Below are 22,073 nucleotides of genomic sequence, written 5' to 3'. Positions count from 1 at the left end.
GCTAAAAAACCAAAAAAAAGTTGAATTTTTTTTTCAAAAATACTTGCGTGATAAAAAAACTCGCCCTAATATTGCACCACGAAAACGATACGACAGTGGTTAACACAACAGCGTTGAGGTTTTCAAATTTGAAATTATTATTTTAAATATTTTTCGCCGATGTAGCTCAGTTGGCCAGAGCAGCTGATTTGTAATCAGCAGGTCGTGGGTTCGAATCCCTCCATCGGCTCCAGAAAAATTATAGGTTGGGGAGATACTCAAGCGGCCAACGAGGACGGACTGTAAATCCGTTGGTTTCACCTTCGCAGGTTCGAATCCTGCTCTCCCCACACAATTGCCGATGTAGCTCAGTTGGCCAGAGCAGCTGATTTGTAATCAGCAGGTCGTGGGTTCGAATCCCTCCATCGGCTCAACAATTTTTTTGAAATAATATTTACAAGGCGGGGAGATACTCAAGCGGCCAACGAGGACGGACTGTAAATCCGTTGGTTTCACCTTCGCAGGTTCGAATCCTGCTCTCCCCACGCAAATGCCGATGTAGCTCAGTTGGCCAGAGCAGCTGATTTGTAATCAGCAGGTCGTGGGTTCGAATCCCTCCATCGGCTCAAAAAAAGAAGTATATACGATATGCTTCTTTTTTTTATATCTTTATTTTACTAAAAATCTTCAAATTATTTCTAACTTCATTTAAGTTTTAAATTTTTTATTAATGTGTGCATCATAAAAAAAAGCCCTTTTTTAAGGACTTTTTATTTGATGATGTGTTTAATTATTTCAATCGAATAGATATTCGAAATTTTCTCTGTAAATCGTGTGAAATCAATAGTGGAATGCTGATCGGCTTCATCTGAAATCGTACGAATAATTACAAACGGAATCCCAAATTCATAACATACTTGAGCCACTGCAGCACCTTCCATTTCAACACATAAAGTTTCTGGTAATAATTCTAACAAATGATCTTTTTGGGTTTGATCTCTAAAAAACTGATCTCCTGAAGCAATTAATCCAATATGTAAGGATGGTTGATGAATATGAAATTGTTCTAAGTCGTCACTCGATATGACATGATGCAAATAGTTTTGATCAAAAATATGTTGGATACTCTCATTGGCTTGTTGAATAAGATCGTTAGCACTTTTAAAATGTGATTTGCCAATCAAAGGGATTTCAAAAGTGGGGAATAATGGATAAGCATCCATATCATGTTGCACCAATTCTGATCCAATTACAATATCCCCAATCTTAAGATGATTTGAGATTCCTCCAGCAACACCCGTAAAAATTAATTCAGTGATATTAAATTTTAAAATTAACGTTGAAACGGTTGCTGATGCAGCAACTTTTCCGATACGTGAATAAACGACCACCACTTGCTGATCGTTAATTGTACCTTTATAATACGTTCGTTTTCCGATTCGGTATCCTTCTTTGTCTTTTAATAATTCAATTACCCCTGTGATTTCTTCCGGTAAAGCGCCCATTATACCAATAATACGCTGCGTCATATAACTGTTATTTTCTGTATTTATAAATTGTGCAATAAATCTCGTACATTAAGATGAACGGAAGACATAAAATGATTAATAAAGTATTAAGGATATGTTTTATTGCTTTCATCGGGTAAAGGTAGAGATTAATCAGGAATTGATAAAAATCAATAGTTAATATCGTCTTTGTTGATGTATATTCGTATGAGTTTATAATCGATATGAAAAAAATTGCAATAGTATTAGGAGTAATTGGAGTAACCATGTTTAGTTGTTCTGAAAATAAAACAGAGCAAGTGGTGGATACCGCAGTAGAAGAAATTGAAGTGTCTCAAGAAGAACCATCGGATATTGTAGAAGGTGTTGTAAAAAACTCTACAGTTCAATGGACAGGATTTAAAACAAGTGAAAAAGTTGCCGTATCTGGAACATTTCATGCAGTACAAGTAACGGATACAAAGGAAGGAAAAACTCCAGAAGAAGTTCTACAAGGGGCTAAAGTCCGTGTGGTTGTTTCATCCATTAATTCAGGCTTAGAAGATCGTGACGGGAAACTAAAAATGATCTTTTTTGGAGCAATGGAAAACACATCAGATATTTATGGTGTAATTAATTTTAAAGGAGGTAAAACCTACATTACTTTTACTTTAAACAATGTATCAAAAGAATACGAAGTAACATCAAAATTTGAAAATAACATCTTTACAATAAATACAACGGTTGATTTAGTTGATTTCAATGCTAATCCAGCAGTAGAAGCTTTAAACAAAGCGTGCGGTGATTTACATAAAGGTGCGGATGGAATCTCTAAAACATGGACTGAAGTTGAAATCCAAGGTCAAATTGAATTTACAGAAGATTTCGGTAAATAATTGATTTTATGATAAAAAATAAAAAGCTGTAAGATTTTCTTACAGCTTTTTTGTGCTTTCAAATTTAATTAAGTTATGAAACAAAAACAGTTATATATTTTTTATTCGTTTTCTTAATATTATCTAAAATAATCAAAAAAATAAGTTAAACAATATTTTTTTACGATTATTTTTTATTGAAATACTTGTTTTTGTGAAATTATTTCCTTAAAAATTCATTAACTATCTGATTCTTAGAAAATAAAAAAGCGAAATCTATGGATAGATTTCGCTAAAAAAAATTTATGATTGAAATACTTCATTTAAGTTCATTCCGCCAAAACTACCTGAACTCATCATCAAAAAGACTTTGTTAGACTTGTCCATTTGATTCAAATATGCATGTAATTCTTGTGAAGATGTAAAGACTAAAATGGAATCGTCACCAAATGCTTTTTTAATATCTTCTGGAGAGATCATTTCCATACGCTTTATTTTTAAAGCTTCAGGATCATAATTTACAATTTTAATATCAGCTTTATCTAATGCTCCTTTGTATTGAACTAAGAATTCAGGATTCAAAGAAGAATATGTATGGATTTCTAAGCAAGCTATCACTTCTTTGTCTTGATACTGCGCTTTTACAGCATTTGTAACCGATGTTACTTTACTTGGCGCATGTGCAAAATCTTTATAAGCTACAAAATCTTTCGTACGATTAATCAGCTCTAAACGTTTTGAGGCTCCTTTGAACGATTGAATGGCTTCGTTGAAGTCATCGTCCATCATTCCAAGTTGTTTACAAATGGCGCGTGCACCTTCTAAATTCATTAAATTATGATCTCCAAATACTTCTAATGGAATCGGTCCATCTTCAGTTTCTAAATAGGTGATTCCATCTTGAATGGTAGATTCAGGAATTTGATAAGGGAATTTTTTAAGCGCTCGTTCCGCTTTTTCTACGACATCAACGACTTCAGCATCGGTTTGGTTATAGATTAAAGCACCACCATTTACAATACTATCGATAAATTTAGAAAATTGTTCTTTATAGGATTCAAATGTGGGAAATACATTAATATGATCCCAAGCAATACCAGAAATTAAGGCAATATTTGGTTGGTATAATAAAAATTTTGAACGTCGATCTAAGGCCGATGATAAATATTCATCACCTTCCATAATCATAAATTCATTTTCCTCAGTTAATTTGACCATCACATCAAAACCTTCAAGTTGTGCACCTACCATATAATCAACATCGATACCATGGTAATGTAAACAATGTAAGACCATGGAAGTAATGGTTGTTTTACCATGTGATCCCCCAATGACTACACGCGTTTTATCTTTCGATTGCTCGTAAAGGTATTCGGGATAAGAATAGATTTTGATGCCTAATTCTTGGGCACGTAACATTTCTGGATTATCGGCATGGGCATGCATTCCTAAAATTACCGCATCTAAATCGGTAGTAATTTTTTCAGGAAACCAACCCATTTCTTCGGGTAACAATCCTCTTTGAGCTAAGCGGGTTCTCGAAGGTTCAAAAATGGCATCATCAGATCCTGAAACCTGATATCCTTTTTCATGCAATGCGATGGCTAAATTGTGCATTGCACTTCCACCAATCGCAATAAAATGTACTTTTTTCATTTCGTTATGGGATCGAAATTATTCGTTGTGTTTTTCTTTTTCTGCTTCGTTTAATGTTGCGATTTCTTCATCTTCATCATAATCTTCATCATCTTCGTTTAAGTAATCATCTAAAGACTTGTCTTTGATTTCTTCTAAGATTTCTTCAATTGGACGAACTTTATTGAATTCTGGAGATTGTTCTATCGCATCCATGATTTTTTTCATGATATCATCAGACGATTCATTTTCAAAATCAAATTGCAATGGATCTTTAAAGGTCATTGTAGCATTAATACCGCGTTTCTTAATTTTTAAACCTTTTTTATCAAAGGCGCGACGGAAACCATCAATCACAACAGGAATGACAATAGGATTGTTTTTACGAATTAAATGGGCAGTACCGCGACGACCAGGAGCAAAAGCTTTTGTTGTTCCTTGCGGAAATGTCACTACCCATCCATTTTCCAATGCTTTATCAATGTTATTAACTTCCGTTAAATCCACTTTACGATTAATGTCCTGACCTTTGGCACGCCATGTACGTTTTACAGTAACTGCTCCTGTATAAGCAAACAATTTGGTTAAAACATTATCTTTCATCGTTTCCTCCGCAGCCACATAATAAAAGTCAATCTTCGGATTTAACAAGTAAACTGGATTTTTGATGGTATCGATAAATCCATTTTTTACACTACAAAAGACATGATACATGGCGAAAACATCCGCAAAGTATGTCTGATGATTAGATACAAATAAGACATTTTGTGAAGGTAAATTCACTAATTTTTCAGTTCCAGAGACTTTTAATTTATTAAAGCCATTGTATCGGTTGTATGTAAATGAACCTAATAAAAAGATTAATGAACGTTTTAAAAAATATAAATGTCCAAATGCATCTCTATAAAAGTTCTTTTTCTTTGATTTCTGTGCCAATTTATTCGTTTTATTGGTTTATAAATTTAAGTGATATTTGATCACATCTTTAAACTCTTCTAAGATCATTGCTGTAGCTCCCCATATGAATTCATCATCCCCGATGTTATAACCTGGAATTTCAACTTGATGACCTGAAAATTCTTTGACAAATGTTTCAGGTTCAGCGTTTAAAAATGCTTCTAAATCAAGAGGAATTACATATTCTACTTCTGACTCATCAGGTACAAATTGAGGAGTTCCGTGATGAACGCCAATAAAAGGATAAACAATGAAATTGCTTGGAGGAATAAAGATTTCTGAAAGTTGTTTAACAATTTCAATATCCTCATCGAAAACACCCAATTCCTCTACGGTTTCTCGAATAGCCGTTTGATCCAATGAAATATCTTGTTCTTCAAATTGCCCACCTGGCAATGAAAATTGATGCGAATGTGCACCATCGTAAGAAACGCGCATGGTAATTGGAAATTCGATTTCACCATAGTCATTTTCATACAACATAATTAATACAGACGCTACACGTGGATTGGTACGTTTAATTAATTCTAAGTCATATTTTTCTCGATAGGGTGGAGATAATTTCTCATGAGAATCCCAAGCTGGTAAAGGTTCTACAGATTCGGATAAAATATATTTAAGTTCTTCTAAATTCAAAATAGGATTTTTAATCTAAATGAAATTCAAAGGTAATTATTTTATACCAAATAATAATTTGTTGATCTGTAAATCTACCCGCTTGTTATTTTAGTTTTTCGCGTTCGTAATAGAGGAATAATAACGAGGATAAAAATAATACCAATGGTACCGCCAATGATGTAATACATGTTTCTTCCAAAGAAGGTTTTATTTACTTTTCTTTCGTTACTGTTAAGGTATTTTTTAATGTTTTCTGTTAATTGTTCTCCTTTCGATTGAAAGACCAGGATTTCGTTATCGCAAATTTTTTTGTATTCCAACATCTTTTCCTCATTTCCCATTAAACGATAAGAATCGCTTAAATTACAAATGATTTTATTATAAATATTGGTTTTAAAATTATGATTCAGACATAATTTTTCACCTTCTAAACCATAAATTAAACCTTTATCTGCTTGATCCGTAAGATTATGCAAGTGATTAATGTTGCTTAAAATGGCAATGCGTAAACGTAGATCATCATTTCCGGTATAGCGTAGCGCTTTTTTAAACATCATAATGGCATGATTGTTATCGATATTTACATAAGAAATGGCCAGATGATTATAGCGGTGTGCAAGCATAAGACTAAAATCAATTTCACTAAAAAATCGCTGAACATTTTCGATATTTTCAATACTACGTGTAATGTTTTTCTGTTTAACATCAATAGTGTTCCCTTTCACACGCAATCCAACAAGATAATCTGCAATTGACTCGACGTATATTGCTTCTTTATCGTCTAAATGTGGAATGATAGAACGTATTTTTTCAAGTATACGATCACACTCATTATTGATGTTATGAAGATAAAAGAAATGATAGAACCGATTTAGTAAAAGGACATATGAAATCGAATGTTCATATACAGGGTTATTAATCGTCTCATCATAAAGTTCAATCAATAACTTATAATTTTCTTGATGATTATAATATTCAGCGAGAAGTTGATTAAATGTATTGATATAATGAGGATTTTTTTCTTTTATACTTTGATCAATATTTTGATGCAATAATTGATGATCCTTTGCTAAGAAGCGTAAAGATCTGAAATTGGTTAAAATTTGGTTATAATGATGTTCAAATTTAGCTTCAAAATGAGGTTTTTCTGATGGGAATAATTCTCGTGCATTAACGATAAAGAGATTAAAAAATAAAAATGCAATAAAAATATTGACTTTATAAAATAGACGTAAAGGCCTCATATGATTTATTCTGTACTGCTTGAATTTGATCAAAATATTACATGAAAGATAGGAATTAGTTTTTACATATAGAAAAGGAATTGATAAAATCAATAAATGGTTTAATGAAAAAAGCCAGAACAAATGAGAATTTAAAAGATAGTTTGTGAGTCGTTATTTTATCGCTTAATTTAGCTTCAAAGAAATGAATGATGTATAGAAAAAAACTATTTTTTGGAATGCTTATGGGTTCTACACTATTGATGAATTCTTGTTCTAAAACTGGAAATGCGGTTTGGGATGAATCAAATTATTTTTATAAAGTAAGTACTTTACCATACGGAACAACTGATTTTAGCAAGATCAAGACAGAAGATTTTAAACCTGCTTTAATCGAAGGAATGCGTCAACAAATTGAAGAAATCAATGCGATTGCCAACCAAAAAGATGCACCTACTTTTGAAAATACGATTGTAGAATTAGAAAAATCAGGACAATTATTAAATCGTATTTCTCCTTCATTTAATGTTTTAACGGGAACTGAAACCAACGAAACATTACAAGCCTTAGAAGAAGAATTATCACCAAAATTTGCCGCTCACAGTGATGCCATTTACTTAAATACGGCATTATTTAATCGTGTAAAATCGGTATATAACCAAAAAGCGCAATTAGATTTAGATACAGAATCAGCTCGTTTATTAGAAACGTATTATAATCGTTTTGTGTTAGCGGGAGCTGCTTTACCAGAAGCTGAAAAAGTAAAATTGAAAAAAATTAATGAAGAAATCGCTTCATTAAACACAAAATTTGGAAATCAGTTATTGAATGCGACAAAATCGGGGAGCGTAACGTTTACTAAAGAAGAGTTAGACGGTTTATCGGATCAAGATTTAGAAGCATTAAAACAAGCGGATGGTACATACAAGGTAGCACTTTTAAACACAACACAACAGCCAGAATTACAAAGTTTAAACCGTAAAGATACGCGTCAAAAATTGTATGATGCAGCTTGGAATCGTACGACGAAAGGGGATGCCAATGATACGCGTCAAACGATTTTAGATATCGCGAATAAAAGAGCAGAGAAAGCGAAATTATTAGGATACGAAAATTATGCGCAATGGTCGTTAAAAAACCAAATGGCAAAAACACCTGAAGCGGTAAATACATTCTTAGGAAATATGATCGCCGTTTCATCTAAAATGGCTGAAAAAGAAGCGGAGGAGATTCAAAATTTAATCAATCAAGACAAAGCGCCATTTGAATTAACTGCGGCAGATTGGAATTTCTATTCTGAAAAAATTCGTAAAGCAAAATACGATTTAGACGAAAATGAAATCAAACCCTATTTAGAAGTTTGGTCGATTTTAGAGAACGGAGTTTTCTTTATGGCGAACAAATTATATGGAATGACATACGAAGAGCGTAAAGATATTCCAACATGGAACAAGGATGTTCGTGTCTATGAATTATTCAATGAGGATAAATCTTCAATTGGATTATTTTATGTGGATTTCTTTAAACGTGATTCAAAACAAGGAGGGGCTTGGATGAGTAATATTGTAGAGCAATCAACTTTATTCAATCAAAAACCCGTGATCTACAATGTATGTAATTATACAAAAGCACCAGAAGGTCAAAAAACATTGATCACATTTGACGATACGATTACCATGTTCCACGAATTTGGACATGCTTTACATGGTTTATTCGCTACGCAAAAATACCCTTCATTATCTGGAACGAATGTGGCACGTGATTTCGTAGAATTCCCATCACAATTTCATGAGCATTTTGCCTCTTATCCGGAAGTATTAAAGAATTATGCAAAACATTACCAAACAGGTGAAGTGATGCCAGATGCTTTAATTTCGAAAATGGAAAAAGCGAAAAACTTTAACAAAGGATACGCATTAACAGAGATTTTATCTGCTGCTGCTTTAGACATGTCTTGGCATACAATCGGTGCAGATCAGAAAATTACGGATGCTGAACAATTTGAGACGGAAGCTTTAATCAAAAATAATACAGCATTAAAAGCAGTTCCACCTCGTTATCGTTCAACATTTTTTAGCCATGTATTTGGTGGAGGATATGCTGCTGGGTATTATGCTTATTTATGGGCAGAAATGTTAGATCATGATGCTTTCCAATGGTTAAAAGAAAACGGAGGGATGACACGTGAAAACGGTCAAATTTTAAGAGATAAGATTTTCTCTCGTGGAAATTCAGAAGACTATACAGAAATGTATAAAAAATTCAGAGGAAAAGAAGCGTCAATTGAACCAATGTTACAATACCACGGTTTAAAATAATTCGTGCACCATCATACAAAAAAGGCGAAACATTAGTTTCGCCTTTTTTTATTTTTCTATTTCTACGATTGTGCCTAAAGGAAACAATTTTCGAAAGATTATTCCGACAAATGGTCCCGCTAAAATAACTTGTAACGGATATGCCATGATAAAATTAGTAGGAATTGCTTTAAGCCAATTGAAGAACCATTCATCATTAAATTCAGAAAATAACAACGAACAAATGGTCGACATGATGATCACCATTTGAGTGACGAAACATAAAGCTGAAATTAAAATTTTCTTTGGTAAAGGATCCGTCTCTTTTACAAATTTAGAAATCAAATACATAGCTGATTTGCCGACGAAAAACCATTCTACAGCAAAAGCTATCGGATAGGTAATTGGAAAAAGTAGTCAAGTTTTTTTAGAGCTTCTAGCGTAAACCCTTCGTGTTGAATAACGTTATAACTCGTCATTCCTAAACACATCACAATAACCATCAAAAAAGTGTACACCAAGTGTTCTCTTTTGTTTACTGGTATTTGAATCATATTGATTTGTTTTAAATATTAAATTGAAGAAGTAAATTTAATAGATTAGAATTATGATTATTTAGCTTAATCATCAATTAAAATTATAAAGATTATAGAATCTTTTGATGCGATCTTTTAATTTGTAGAATTTTAAAAATGGGAAGAAAAAATTAGAAGACTTGTACTTGCATTTTTTTTGTTAAAACGATAAATTTGCACAACAAAATATTAATCATGGGAAGAGCTTTTGAATTTAGAAAAGGGCGTAAATTGAAACGTTGGGCAGCTATGTCTAAAGCGTTTACTAAAATTGGGAAAGATATCGTAATGGCAGTAAAAGCTGGAGGACCTGACCCACATTCAAATTCACACTTACGTGCAGTAATCCAAAATGCGAAAGCTGCAAACATGCCAAAGGATAATATCGAGCGTGCAATTAAAAAAGCATCAGATAAAAATACTGAAAACTATAAAGAAGTAATTTTCGAAGGGTATGGACCTCACGGAATTGCAATCTTAGTAGAAACTTCAACAAACAACAATAACCGTACAGTAGCAAATGTTCGTTCTTACTTCAACAAATGTAATGGACAATTAGGAACTCAAGGTTCTGTAGAATTTATGTTCGATCACATCTGTAACTTCAAAATCCAAAAACCTGAAGGAGTGGATATGGAAGAATTAGAATTTGAAATGATCGATTACGGGGTAGAAGAAATCTTCGAAGACGAAGATGGAATCGTTTTAATTGCTCCATTCGAAAATTACGGGACAATCTTCAAATCGTTAGAAGAAGGAGGTTACGAAATTATTTCTTCTGAATTTGAGCGTATTCCTCAAACAACAAAAGAATTAACGGAAGAGCAAAAAGCAGACATCGAAAAATTATTAGAAAAATTTGACGAGGACGAAGACGTGAACAACGTTTACCACACGATGAAAGAAGACGAGGAAGATGAAGCTTAATTGCTTTTACTCGTAAAACTTATAACCAAAAGCCTTTCCATTGGGAAAGGCTTTTTTATTTTGTATATTTAATACCCCATATTTTTTTAATTATGCCAACTCCACTATTGATTCCTCAAAAAAACTTAGGAAAAAAAGGATTGATCTTTTTGATTTTCCTATTAAATATGACTGGTCCAATTTCCACGGATATGTATCTCGCGGCATTTCCTACTTTATTGCGAGAATTTAATACGACTTCCTCAATGCTCAACTTTACCTTAGTTGGTTTCTTTATCAGTTTTGCAATCGGAATGCTTTTTATCGGTCCATTAAGTGATAAGGTGGGGCGTAAGCCCGTTTTATTGGGTGGAATTTTCATCTACGGTTTGTCTTCCCTTTTTTGTTCCTTTTCAACTTCTGTCGAAATGATGATTTTCTTTCGAATCACCCAAGCCATAGGAGCGGGTGGGATGATATCCGTTTCTACGGCTATGATAAAGGATACTTTTTCAGATGAAGAAAGGCCTCGTATCATTGCATTGCTTCAGATGTTAGGGGTTTTTGCACCAACCATTGCACCGTTAATTGGAGCGCAAATTATTCAATATTTCTCTTGGCAAGTAACGTTCGACGTATTGGTCGCTTTGTCTATCCTTTCGTTTACAATAAGTTTATTTGTGACCGAAACGCTACTTCCTGAAAAACGATTAGCCGGTAATATTTTCCAAAGTATTTTATCATTAGGTGATATTTTAAAAAACAAACCTTTTATGACCTTTTTGGTTGCGATGGGTGGAACTGCAATTATCTATATGGCATTTCTAGCCGTAAGTTCTTATATCTATATTGAATGGTTTAAACTGTCCGAAACAGAATACAGTTTTTTCTTTGCCGCTAATTCTTTATTATTAATTGTGGGGCCTAATGTCTACCTGAAAGTTAGAAATCGATTCACTTCTGCTCAGATTATTCAATTTACATTTGCGCTGTTGGTCTTAGCAGGATTCTTAATCATATTCGTTGGGAAATATTCGCCTTATTTATTTTTACTAACTTTTTTCCCTGTTACGTTTAGTAATAGTTTTTTAAGAGCTTTTGCTTCTAATATTTTATTGGGACAGAAAGAAATGAATTCGGGAGGAGCAGCATCCATTATTAATTTTTCAAATACTGCATTGGGATCATTAGGAATGATGATTGGTGCTATCGGATGGTCGAATTATGTAGAGGGGCTTGGATATACTGCGTTAATTGCCATGATGATAAGCATTTCGTGTTGGGTAGTTTTTGTAAAAAAAGGCTACAAATTGCATGGGATATGATGCCTTAAATTTTTTACCATCTTACGGGTATAGCATAGTTATTTCGTTTTAAAGCATAAATATATTCAATCGGTTTCTGTAGAAATTTAATGAAATCGTCGTATTTTTGCGGTCATTTTGTCGTAATAAAGTAAGAATGATTAAAATTTATCCGTTAAGAGAAGTACAATATCAAGTGAATAAATCCAAAGAATTTAACCTTGTTGAAAACATAGACTTAGTTGATGAAACCAATGGCTATGTCTTAACGGTACGTCCCTTTTTAGTTCATTATAATGATGAATTAATTTTAATAGATGCTGGTTTTGGATTACATCAAGACGGACGATCGGCTTTGGTTGATCGTATCGAAGAAATAGGATTTTATCCATCAGCCATAACTCGCATTTTAGTTTCACATTTACATAAAGATCATGTGGGTGGATTAGGTCAAATGAGCAATGGAAAATTAACGACATATTTTCCTAATGCTAAAATTTATATCCACGAAGATGAAATGATTTATACAATGGCGTTGGATGGACATACGTCGTATAATTATGATATCATCAAAGGATTACAATATCATCCTCAAGTAGTGTATATACGAGAGGAAGCAGGAGAAATTATTCCTGGTGTTCGATTTGAGAAAGTAGGAGGTCATGTTCCACATCAAATGGTTTTCTGGATTACAGACGAAGAGGATATCGTTTTCTATGGTGCTGATAATCTTCCACAGTTAAGCTATCTGAAATATGATATGGCATTTAAAAATGATGTGGATGGTAAAGTAGCACAAGAATGTCGCCGTGTATGGGTGGATCAAATGAACCAAGAACATTGGACAGTTTTATTCTATCACGGTAAACGTACAGCAATTAAAAAATTTTAACAACTATATCAGGAGCTCTAAATTGATTTAGAGCTTTTTTTATAGGTTTTATTTAAGACGAAATTGATTCAAATTTAACGTTTACCACGACATAGGTTGACTTCATTGCTGTTTATTTTTGCTTTGCAAACAGTTGATATGATGAATTTTGATCGTGTAAGTGAAAAACTGAATATTCTGGCAGATGCTGCGAAGTATGATGTGTCTTGTTCTTCAAGCGGAGGAAGCCGAAAAAATACAAACAAAGGGTTAGGAGATTCAAAAGCATCAGGTATTTGTCATACCTATACAGAAGATGGTCGATGTGTATCCTTACTTAAAATTCTTTTAACCAACCATTGCATTTACGATTGTGCTTTTTGTGTATCTCGTAAAAGTAATGATGTTCAACGTGCCGCGTTTACTGTTGATGAGGTGGTTGATCTTACCATTAATTTTTACCGCAGAAATTATATTGAAGGATTATTTTTAAGTTCGGGAATCTTTAAAAACGCTGATTTTACAATGGAGCGTTTGGTTCGTATTGCAAAGAAACTTCGTTTAGAACATCGTTTCAACGGTTATATCCATCTTAAAACCATTCCAGGTGCTTCAGAAGAATTATTGACCGAAGCAGGTTTATATGCCGATCGTATGTCGATTAATTTAGAAATGCCTACAGAAGCCGGTTTAAAATTAGTGGCACCAGATAAATCACATGAAGATGTGAAAAAGCCATTGAATTTTGTAAATCATAAAATGATTCAGTTCAAGGACGAGAAAAAGTTAATCAAATCGGTTCCAAAATTTGTACCTGCAGGTCAATCGACTCAAATGGTCATTGGGGCAACACCCGAAAATGATTTTCAAATCATGTCTACAGCTCATCAGTACTACAAAGATTTTAATTTAAAGCGGGTGTATTATTCCGGATTTATTCCTATTAATCACAACGATCAATTGCTGCCTTCGATTGGGACACAACCTCCTTTGTTGCGCGAAAATAGATTGTACCAAACGGATTGGTTGATGCGTTTTTATCAATTTGATGTCCATGAGATTTTAAATGAATCCAATCCTCATTTGGATACCGATATCGACCCTAAATTAAGTTATGCATTACGCAATTTAGACCAATTTCCGATTGATATCAATACGGCGGATTATCATCAAATTTTAAGAATTCCAGGCGTAGGGGTGAAGTCGGCGAAGAAAATTGTAGCAGCACGTCGTTTTGGAAAGATTAGAACGTATCAATTAAAAAGCTTAGGGATTGCGTACAATCGTGCCCGATATTTTATGCGCTGCGAGGATGATCAATACCAACGATTAGAACTTTTACCCACTCAAATCAAAAGTCGAATTTTAGGGAACTCCCAAAGTAAATACTTGAAAACAAATCCGAATCAATTGCAATTGTTTGTGTAATGGAAAATTATGTGTTCGATGGATCATTAGACGGTTTATTAACGTTGATTTTCGATTTTTATAACCGAAAGCCAGGTCAAATTAAAGTTTGGTCTGAACGCGATTTTATGCCTTCAATGTTTGATACGACATACGAAGTTGTAACAGATGAAGAAAAGGCCAATCGTGTCCGAAAAAAATTGAAATCCAAATTATCGAAACAAGGTTGGCGAAATTTATATTGTACCTATTTATCAGAACAAGCAGAAGCCTATCAGCATATTTTCGAATTTGCCCGATATGTAATTGATTCCCCTGTAGAGGTGGAAACAAATTTTGGGAACGAACATGTTTTGTATTTGGCCCAAATGGAACGTAAAGTAAACCGCGAAAAACACCATTTCGAAGCATTTATTCGTTTTGAAGCATTACCCGATGGCACTTTTTATTCAACGGTTGAACCCAAGTATCATGTATTGCCTTTGCTTTTAAACCATTTTAAAAATCGATATGCCGATCAAGATTGGATCATTTACGATTTGGTTCGTAAAACAGGTTTACTTTATTCAAAAGTAGAGGAGAAGGTGATGCCGATACATTTGGAATTTGCGCCCAAACAAAATCATTCGATTGTCAAATCTTTTGAACCAACAGAAGAGCAATACCAACATTTATGGAAAGGGTATTTTAAATCGGCCAATATTCCAGCCCGTAAAAATACCAAATTACACGTTCAATTGTTGCCTAGACGCTTCTGGAAATACCTTACGGAAAAAGAATTTTAAATTATTTTAAAATTTATTTTCCTGAATACGTTTAAGTTAAGAAAAACTTTAAAAAAAAGTCACAAAAACGCTTGGAAAACCCGATGAAATGGGCTTATATTTGCACCAGCAATAACGCAAAAGACCGCGTTTAACACAACTGGAGAGTTGGCAGAGTGGTCGAATGCGGCAGTCTTGAAAACTGTTGAGGGTCACACCTCCGGGGGTTCGAATCCCTCACTCTCCGCTAAAAGCCTTGAAGTTTCTACTTCGAGGCTTTTTTTATGTACCTTTATGAGAATGATTATCCATAAAAAATCCCTGCATTCAATATGCAGGGATTTTTATTAATATACAATATCGTAATTTGTTACTTTTCAATCTCACTTAAAGATTCCATTTTCTTCAACGCTAAAAAACCTTTGATATCTTCAAAGTGCTCTTTTACCCGTTGATTCCCAAATTCAAAAACTTTTTCGGCTAAACCATCCAAGAAATCACGATCGTGTGAAACTAAAATTACAGTTCCTTCAAAATCACGTAAAGCATCTTTAATAATATCCTTTGTTTTCATATCCAAATGATTTGTTGGCTCATCTAAGATTAAAACATTGTAAGGTTCAAGTAATAATTTAACCATCGCCAATCGTGTTTTTTCACCACCAGACAATACTTTTACTTTTTTATCAATATCATCCCCTTTAAACATAAAAGCGCCTAAGATATTTTTGATCTGCGTACGAACATCTCCTTCTGCGATACGATCAACTGTTTCGAAAATCGTTAAATCCTCATCCAATAACGACGCTTGATTTTGCGCGAAATATCCAATTTGTGCATTGTGCCCAATTTCTAATTTCCCTTCGAAATCAATTTCACCCATAATAGCTTTGATCATCGTTGATTTACCTTCTCCATTTTTACCAACTAACGCGACCTTTTGCCCTCTTTCAATAACCATGTTAGCATCTTTAAACACCACATGATCACCATAAGCTTTCGATAAACCTTCTACCGTCACAGGATATTGCCCTGAACGTGCAGCTGGTGGAAATTTTAATTTTAACGCGGATGTATCTACCTCATCAATTTCGATAATTTCTAATTTTTCTAACATGCGTACACGAGACTGTACTTGCTCTGTTTTGGAAAATGTTCCACGAAAACGCTCAATAAATGCTTTGTTTTCGGCAATAAATTTTTGTTGCTCATCATAGGCTTTCTGCTGATGCATGCGACGATCTTGACGCAACACTAAATAATCTGAATATTTAGCTTTATAATCATAAATACGTCCCATCGTAACTTCGATTGTACGATTGGTAATATTATCCACAAAGGCACGGTCATGCGAAATCACCATCACTGCTTTCGCTTGATTTTTCAAAAAGTCCTCTAACCATTGAATCGAATCAATATCCAAGTGATTGGTTGGCTCATCCAACAAGATTAAATCAGGTTGTTGCAAAAGGATTTTGGCCAATTCGATACGCATACGCCATCCTCCAGAAAATTCAGAAGTTGGACGATCCAAATCTTCTTGTGCAAATCCCATCCCTTTCAGAACTTTCTCGACCTCTGCTTCGTAATTCACTTCTTCGATGGAATAAAATTTTTCACTCACTTCCGTCATGCGTTCAATTAACTTCATATAATCATCACTTTCATAATCAGTGCGAATCGTTAATTGTTCATTGATTTCATCAATCTCACGCTTCATCGATAAATAGGCCTCAAATGCTTTAGAGGTTTCTTCACGAACAGTACAATTATCTTCCGTTAATAAATGTTGTGGTAAATAAGCAATTACTGCTTCTTTAGGTGCAGCAATATTTCCTTGTGATGGTTTATTAATTCCTGCAACAATTTTTAATAGTGTCGATTTTCCTGCACCATTTTTACCCATTAAGGCAATTTTATCATTTTCGTTTATCACGAAACTAACACCACTAAATAAAGTTGTTGAACCAAATTGTACGGCAACATCATTAACTGTAATCATAACGTATTCTAATAAATTCGTGCAAAGATAATTGAACATTTCATACCTTATGATACAAAATCACTTCCCCTCACGAATAAAAATGTACGCTCTACTCTTTAATGCTTAATGCTCCTGAAGGACATTGTGCCACTTGAGCTCGTAATTCGTCCGAAGTTGCATTTTCGGGTTTTATCCAAGTCTCGCTTTTGGATTATAGACTCTTGGCAATAATTGCACACAGTTTGTCGCATGCTGACATAACTTTGGCTTCCATAGAATGGTTACTTCTCCATTCGAATATTCGTGTACATCCATAATTTTATTTCTTTTTCTTAAAGATAAAACATAAGAAATCAATCCGTTAAGAAGATGTGTTAAAAAATCATAGAATTTTATATATGATTAACACATTAATTTATTGAATAGCCGTAATTTTGTAGCCTACAATAGTAATTATGGAAGAGATTAAAGACGAGGTAACTCTTAAATTCTTAAAATACTGGGAACAGCGTTTTAAAATGATATTTGAACAAAATACCAATTGGACAAAATTATTTTTAACGATTGAACAGCAAAATTTACCTAACGGACTAACGATTGAAAAGTTTTGCACAACTTACAGTCAAGAATTTCAAATGAACATTTCATTTAAAAAAGACGAAAACGCGAATCATTACGATTTAACGATAACACGCTAAACTCAGTTTTTAAAACTGAGTTTTTTTTTGTTTTAAACATCGATTTTCCTTCCTATTTTAGTGCATTAGACCATTCTTATGAAAGATGTAAAAATTGAATTTAGAAAACCCATTTATCCCATCAATGAAACATTAGATGCGTATCTTCAGAAATACAATCGGAAAACCAAATCGAGTTTACAATATGACGATTTGTTACGTTTCAGTGGATATGTAGCATTAGAAGACAAAGATGGCAATGATACGCATTGGTTGGGCGTATATTATTCGGAATTTGAACATCAGGAAATCGAAGCAAGTTTAAATAAAATCTATACACTGCTGCATTCTGATGGGGATGAAGATACATTACCTTATTTAACCGTTGATTCGATTGATTACTGCACATTTGGAAATTCTAAACCTTTTCGAATCCGAGTGCGTAATATTCTAAATGATAATTACACCAATTATTACATCAAGAAGGCCGATGCCTCACGGGTTTATGGATTAGAGATGGAAGAAATTCTATCCCCTCATCGCATCAACTTTTTGGTCGATGGAGATACTTTGATCGAAGAACATATTCTTGGAATTCCGGGAGATGTATTTATCTCAAAATTCTTAGACAAATGCTCGGAATTGGAAAAGAATCAGATTGCAAAAGAATTTGTGAAATTTAATGAACGTTGCTTTATTGGGTTATTAGGCGATATGCGATCGTATAACTATGTTGTGATTCCGATGCACGATTTCGATCAAGTATTTTACCGCATACGCCCCATCGATTTTGATCAGCAATCGTATGAAGGCAATTTAAAGATTTACCGACCACAATATTTTAAAGAAAATAAAGTGATGGTGGATTTGGTGATGAATCGTTTAAAACCCAATTCAATTGAACAATACCGAAAAGAAGTTCGTTCATTAATTGTTAAGCGGGTTTCGAACAGTAATAAACGATTCAAAGATTTAATGAAAGTGATGAAACAGGACCATATAGCTCCTCCCCATCATATGGAACAATTAAAAACAGGCTTCAAAAAATTCCTGCGCAACTCCAGGTTCGAGCAGTGTCAAAATATGGGAGAAATTACAGAGCTTGCCATTGCCGTGACCATCGAAAATTATAATTCCTCGAAAGATCAGATCAAATAAAAAAGCCTCCCATCAGGAGGCTTTTATTTTAATTGGATTTTATGGTTTGATTTAATTCTTTTCTGTAATAGAACCCTAATCCCACAGCTGCTACGGCTAAAAGCGGTAGGTAGTCGTTGATGGGGGCTACAGGAAAGGGTGGCGTGAAATTTTCGGTTTCATCATTCTCAACTTTTTGATCTTCTATTTCAATAGTTTCATTTGTGAAAAATCCAAGAGAATTTTGTTTTTGTTCATTATCAAATTGGCCAAATACAAGATTTAAGCTGAAAATATATAATATTATAAATCTTATCATTTTACTATTTTTCGTTTAATTACTCGACCATCTTCTAATTCAAAAGAAACATAATATACTCCTCGAGGCAAAAGTTTATTAATTTGAACTTCTTTAGAATTCAATAAGTTTTTATATTCTATTTTAGATCCATTCGAATTAAAAATAGTGATTGCTTTTATATTTTTTATAGCTTTAGCAAATAGTTCTTGATCTTTTTTATACACTATTAAATCCTGATTATAATCTACTGTAGTTAGGTCTAATGTATTTTGTCCTTTGTAAAATACAACAAATCTATCAGTAAATTCACCCGCTTCAGATTCAAAAGAATACTCTGGAGTTAAAAATAGATCGATAATTTCTTCTGTATAAAGATCTTTTAAATACAACCCTTCTACTTCGTCAAAAACACCATCAAAATCATTAAGTTTTATTTTATAATTTCCACTTTCTGATAATTTTAATAGAAATTGAACTTCATCTTCTACTTTTAATGGGAATTCTCGACCTTCAATTAAATAATGATTTTGATTATTTAAGATGACAAATTGATTAGATTTATTTTCTAAGACTTTAAAATCATATAACGGGTCATAGCTATTGGTAGCACCATCTATATAAGAAACTAAGACTGTATTTATTTCGTTAAGATCTTGATATAAACCTAAAATATAGCGGGACTTCTCCTCTTGAACACGTTCATTGACAAACGTTTTAGTCATGTCATAAGATTTCTGACTATGTTCGAACTTTACAACGGCAGATGTAGGAGGAGTAGCTGATAACACTCCTACGAATCCAACACCTACATCTATTTTATCGATGTTCAAATTATTTTCACATCCTGATAAATTACAATTAATCCAATAATCATTAGAAGTATAATTTCCTATCGCAAAATCCCAATGATTACTATTTTTCCATATTCTCACTCCTTGTAAAACAGTACTGTTACTATTTAAAAAGCGAGTAATACTTAATGGTGCGGTATAAGGATTTCCTAAATTATAGCTTCCCGAATTAACAATTGGAGATAAAGTGATTAATGGATTTGTATTGTTCGGTACACCATAATATTTACTTTCAACTATAGTAGGGATATTTGTAGAGTTGGTAGATAAGTATCTATTTCCATTTTGTCTTTGTAAACCTAAACCTATTCCTAATGAAAAAGTATTATTAGTAGTATAATCTATCCAACTATTTGTAGAAGGACTAAAAGTAAATACCCTTACATTATTATCAGAAAATGCTCCAGCATTAATATCTCCTTTTATAAGTTGACCAGCAACAGGTGAGGAGAACATGTTTGTATCATATCTAAAATAATCTATTTTAGTTTTAAAAGCTGCGTTTCCAGTGACTTCGGCATTTTCATCTAATAATAGATAGGCTCCTTTTTCAAAAGTTAATGTTGCTTGGGGATTAATTTCTAGTTTCTCTGCAACTCGTAAATAGTTACCCTCTTTTACAACGATATTGCCTTTTTCTACAACTAAATCCCTTGCAATAACATCTGTGTTGATATCTTGTCTTAAAATAGCTTTACTATTAATATTAGGTTCACCTTTATCCCATGTATTATCTTCCCAAATCGTTACATTTGCTGGGGTGCATTGGATTTTAATATTTGCAATAAAAACAGCATTTTTATTTGAATCAGATGGACTTCCAATATATAAACTTGAATTTAAAGGTACATTAGTAAATATATATGAATAAGTTTCATAATCTGAATTATTACTTGGAAAAGAATCAATAGTACACCTTGTACAATTTGAAGCTCTTTTTATGGATTGAATATGCTGAGGTCTTATAAATTGATTATTATCATTAACAAATCCGATAGTAACTTTCGGAGCTACGTTATTCTCAGTTCTACCTGAAACTTGATATTCGACAACTACAGTACCTAAAATATTCCCTAAAGATTTGGTTTTTATAGAAGCACCAGATTTAAGTAAAAGTTTTCCATTCCCATTCCCAAACAAAATATCACCTGAGATTTTACTAAAAGCATAATCTTCAGGGAAAATAGTTGAATTATTATTATTTAGGAAAGAATGATTAAAACATATATTCTGAGGATTAATAATAGTTACAGTAATTGTTTTTTTATAACTCGGCACATTATTGTGGGCTGCAACAGTAGCAACAATATCTACAGAACCAATTTTAGTATAACTTATTCTTCTAGTTGTATTATTAATATTAGCATTTCCATTAATATCGGAATGATTTAATAATTGGTAAGTTATAGCTCCTCCAGTTTCGGAAACACTTGGTAAGAATTCACTAAAACCTTGATTTACTGTTTTATTCTGCAACTCATCCAATTTTATCTGTCTATATAAATTTATATCAGATGATGAACTTACTAAAGTTACATTATTGCCGTCAAACTTCATGTACTGTTTATCATGATTAGTATAATTACTTTTAACTGAATTATGAAAAATCGTCCAATAATGATTGGAGTTATTTTGATTAAAAGAGTTAGACCATCCATAATTTACATAATGTACAATAAATCTGAAATAATCATTTATTAAATAACTTTGATTACCGGTATTAAAAATACTATAAGTATTTCCTTCTCTATTTTGTAACGTCCATTTTATAGCATTGTTTCCAGGAGCATGGGTAAAATATTCTTTACCATCTAAAAATTGTTTCGTAACTGGAGTGCTTCCTAACACATCCACATCGAATAAACGCGTAGGTAATGAATTATTAACTGCACGAGTTCCAGCTTGATTAACAATTAAATAATTAGAATTTATAATTTCATTATTGTTTGTGACTTTAAAATATGCATCATAAACATTTATATCAATCTGCCCTAAAACAACATGTGATATAAGCATCAATTTTAAGCTCAATAAGCTCATCAGAAGATGTCGAAGTTTTTTCATAAGCTTGTTTTTTATTAGTTAGTTTTATTTTTATTCATTCAAAATTGAATGTTCAAAATTAAATAAAATTGTTAAAATAAAACATACCTAATAAAAGGTAACTCATTTATAATCAGTTATTATCGTTTAACTTATTGATATTGTTGTATATTCAGTTTACT

19 protein-coding genes, 6 tRNA genes and 1 pseudogene are annotated in these 22,073 nt (G+C 32.9%); 15 read left to right on the top strand and 11 right to left on the bottom strand.

Annotated elements, in window-relative coordinates; genetic code table 11:
* The first annotated feature begins 155 nt into the window (after positions 1 to 155).
* From AC1QSP_RS06210 to AC1QSP_RS06190, 5 genes are all read left to right on the top strand, one after another.
* A tRNA-Thr gene (locus tag AC1QSP_RS06210) sits at positions 156 to 232 on the top strand.
* Between the two features lie 15 nt (positions 233 to 247).
* Positions 248 to 329 (top strand) — tRNA-Tyr (locus AC1QSP_RS06205).
* Between the two features lie 7 nt (positions 330 to 336).
* Positions 337 to 410 (top strand) — tRNA-Thr (locus AC1QSP_RS06200).
* 32 nt (positions 411 to 442) lie between these two features.
* Positions 443 to 524 (top strand) — tRNA-Tyr (locus AC1QSP_RS06195).
* A gap of 7 nt (positions 525 to 531) precedes the next feature.
* Positions 532 to 605, top strand: a tRNA-Thr gene (locus AC1QSP_RS06190).
* Between the two features lie 144 nt (positions 606 to 749).
* On the opposite strand, the gene AC1QSP_RS06185 is transcribed toward AC1QSP_RS06190, so the two are convergent.
* On the bottom strand, positions 750 to 1,508 hold the full coding sequence (locus AC1QSP_RS06185) for a 5'-methylthioadenosine/adenosylhomocysteine nucleosidase (protein WP_484080254.1): 759 nt from the start codon (positions 1,506 to 1,508) through the stop codon (positions 750 to 752).
* Positions 1,509 to 1,711: 203 nt separating this feature from the next.
* On the opposite strand from AC1QSP_RS06185, the gene AC1QSP_RS06180 reads away from it, so the two are divergent.
* The gene (locus tag AC1QSP_RS06180; RefSeq protein ID WP_484080253.1) at positions 1,712 to 2,362 is read left to right on the top strand and encodes a YceI family protein; all 651 of its coding nucleotides are present in this window, start codon (positions 1,712 to 1,714) and stop codon (positions 2,360 to 2,362) included.
* A gap of 282 nt (positions 2,363 to 2,644) precedes the next feature.
* Here AC1QSP_RS06180 and AC1QSP_RS06175 read toward each other — a convergent pair whose 3' ends face one another.
* The 4 genes from AC1QSP_RS06175 to AC1QSP_RS06160 form a co-directional block, all read right to left on the bottom strand.
* On the bottom strand, positions 2,645 to 3,997 hold the full coding sequence (locus AC1QSP_RS06175) for a UDP-N-acetylmuramate--L-alanine ligase (protein ID WP_484080252.1): 1,353 nt from the start codon (positions 3,995 to 3,997) through the stop codon (positions 2,645 to 2,647).
* 18 nt (positions 3,998 to 4,015) lie between these two features.
* Positions 4,016 to 4,912: a lysophospholipid acyltransferase family protein gene (locus tag AC1QSP_RS06170; protein WP_484080251.1), complete on the bottom strand. Its 897-nt coding sequence runs from the start codon at positions 4,910 to 4,912 to the stop codon at positions 4,016 to 4,018.
* An 18-nt stretch (positions 4,913 to 4,930) separates the two neighbouring features.
* Positions 4,931 to 5,569, bottom strand: coding sequence for an NUDIX hydrolase (locus AC1QSP_RS06165; protein WP_484080250.1), 639 nt, complete (start codon positions 5,567 to 5,569; stop codon positions 4,931 to 4,933).
* A gap of 74 nt (positions 5,570 to 5,643) precedes the next feature.
* On the bottom strand, positions 5,644 to 6,795 hold the full coding sequence (locus AC1QSP_RS06160) for a hypothetical protein (RefSeq protein WP_484080249.1): 1,152 nt from the start codon (positions 6,793 to 6,795) through the stop codon (positions 5,644 to 5,646).
* A gap of 191 nt (positions 6,796 to 6,986) precedes the next feature.
* On the opposite strand from AC1QSP_RS06160, the gene AC1QSP_RS06155 reads away from it, so the two are divergent.
* A complete protein-coding gene (locus AC1QSP_RS06155) occupies positions 6,987 to 9,092 on the top strand; it encodes a M3 family metallopeptidase (RefSeq protein ID WP_484080391.1) in 2,106 nt (701 codons plus the stop codon).
* A 48-nt stretch (positions 9,093 to 9,140) separates the two neighbouring features.
* On the opposite strand, the gene AC1QSP_RS06150 is transcribed toward AC1QSP_RS06155, so the two are convergent.
* Both AC1QSP_RS06150 and AC1QSP_RS06145 read right to left on the bottom strand, forming a co-directional pair.
* The gene (locus tag AC1QSP_RS06150; RefSeq protein ID WP_484080248.1) at positions 9,141 to 9,416 is read right to left on the bottom strand and encodes a DUF2798 domain-containing protein; all 276 of its coding nucleotides are present in this window, start codon (positions 9,414 to 9,416) and stop codon (positions 9,141 to 9,143) included.
* A 44-nt stretch (positions 9,417 to 9,460) separates the two neighbouring features.
* Positions 9,461 to 9,625, bottom strand: a complete 165-nt coding sequence (locus AC1QSP_RS06145; RefSeq protein ID WP_484080247.1) for a DUF2798 domain-containing protein — start codon at positions 9,623 to 9,625, stop codon at positions 9,461 to 9,463.
* 216 nt (positions 9,626 to 9,841) lie between these two features.
* Between AC1QSP_RS06145 and AC1QSP_RS06140 the strand changes: the two genes are divergently transcribed.
* The 6 genes from AC1QSP_RS06140 (at position 9,842) to AC1QSP_RS06115 (ending at position 15,145) form a co-directional block, all read left to right on the top strand.
* Entirely contained in the window at positions 9,842 to 10,573 is a 732-nt protein-coding gene (locus AC1QSP_RS06140; RefSeq protein ID WP_484080246.1) for a YebC/PmpR family DNA-binding transcriptional regulator, read from the top strand.
* A gap of 92 nt (positions 10,574 to 10,665) precedes the next feature.
* The gene (locus tag AC1QSP_RS06135) at positions 10,666 to 11,877 is read left to right on the top strand and encodes a multidrug effflux MFS transporter (protein ID WP_484080245.1); all 1,212 of its coding nucleotides are present in this window, start codon (positions 10,666 to 10,668) and stop codon (positions 11,875 to 11,877) included.
* 136 nt (positions 11,878 to 12,013) lie between these two features.
* Positions 12,014 to 12,748, top strand: a complete 735-nt coding sequence (locus tag AC1QSP_RS06130; RefSeq protein ID WP_484080244.1) for an MBL fold metallo-hydrolase — start codon at positions 12,014 to 12,016, stop codon at positions 12,746 to 12,748.
* Between the two features lie 141 nt (positions 12,749 to 12,889).
* Positions 12,890 to 14,155 (top strand): putative DNA modification/repair radical SAM protein, encoded by a 1,266-nt coding sequence (locus tag AC1QSP_RS06125; protein ID WP_323674090.1) that lies wholly within the window; start codon positions 12,890 to 12,892, stop codon positions 14,153 to 14,155.
* Positions 14,155 to 14,919, top strand: coding sequence for a TIGR03915 family putative DNA repair protein (locus AC1QSP_RS06120; RefSeq protein ID WP_484080243.1), 765 nt, complete (start codon positions 14,155 to 14,157; stop codon positions 14,917 to 14,919). Before AC1QSP_RS06125 ends, AC1QSP_RS06120 begins: the two co-directional genes overlap by 1 nt.
* Positions 14,920 to 15,060: 141 nt before the next feature.
* A tRNA-Ser gene (locus AC1QSP_RS06115) sits at positions 15,061 to 15,145 on the top strand.
* 123 nt (positions 15,146 to 15,268) lie between these two features.
* Here AC1QSP_RS06115 and AC1QSP_RS06110 read toward each other — a convergent pair.
* Both AC1QSP_RS06110 and AC1QSP_RS06105 read right to left on the bottom strand, forming a co-directional pair.
* Positions 15,269 to 16,900, bottom strand: coding sequence for an ABC-F family ATP-binding cassette domain-containing protein (locus AC1QSP_RS06110; protein WP_484080242.1), 1,632 nt, complete (start codon positions 16,898 to 16,900; stop codon positions 15,269 to 15,271).
* A 91-nt stretch (positions 16,901 to 16,991) separates the two neighbouring features.
* Positions 16,992 to 17,197 (bottom strand): annotated as a pseudogene (locus AC1QSP_RS06105) ((4Fe-4S)-binding protein).
* Positions 17,198 to 17,337: 140 nt separating this feature from the next.
* Here AC1QSP_RS06105 and AC1QSP_RS06100 point away from each other — a divergent pair.
* Positions 17,338 to 17,580, top strand: a complete 243-nt coding sequence (locus AC1QSP_RS06100) for a hypothetical protein (RefSeq protein WP_484080241.1) — start codon at positions 17,338 to 17,340, stop codon at positions 17,578 to 17,580.
* 78 nt (positions 17,581 to 17,658) lie between these two features.
* Complete coding sequence (locus tag AC1QSP_RS06095) at positions 17,659 to 18,717, top strand: hypothetical protein (protein ID WP_484080240.1); 1,059 nt, start codon at positions 17,659 to 17,661, stop codon at positions 18,715 to 18,717.
* A gap of 28 nt (positions 18,718 to 18,745) precedes the next feature.
* On the opposite strand, the gene AC1QSP_RS06090 is transcribed toward AC1QSP_RS06095, so the two are convergent.
* Entirely contained in the window at positions 18,746 to 19,015 is a 270-nt protein-coding gene (locus tag AC1QSP_RS06090) for a hypothetical protein (protein ID WP_484080239.1), read from the bottom strand.
* On the bottom strand, positions 19,012 to 21,912 hold the full coding sequence (locus AC1QSP_RS06085; RefSeq protein WP_484080238.1) for a T9SS type A sorting domain-containing protein: 2,901 nt from the start codon (positions 21,910 to 21,912) through the stop codon (positions 19,012 to 19,014). The genes AC1QSP_RS06090 and AC1QSP_RS06085 overlap by 4 nt, the downstream gene beginning before the upstream one ends.
* Positions 21,913 to 22,073: the final 161 nt, after the last annotated feature.

The sequence above is a fragment of the Faecalibacter sp. genome (genome assembly GCF_057177045.1).
Note: the sequence above shows the minus strand (reverse complement) of the source record. Positions and strands in the feature narration are given on the sequence as shown.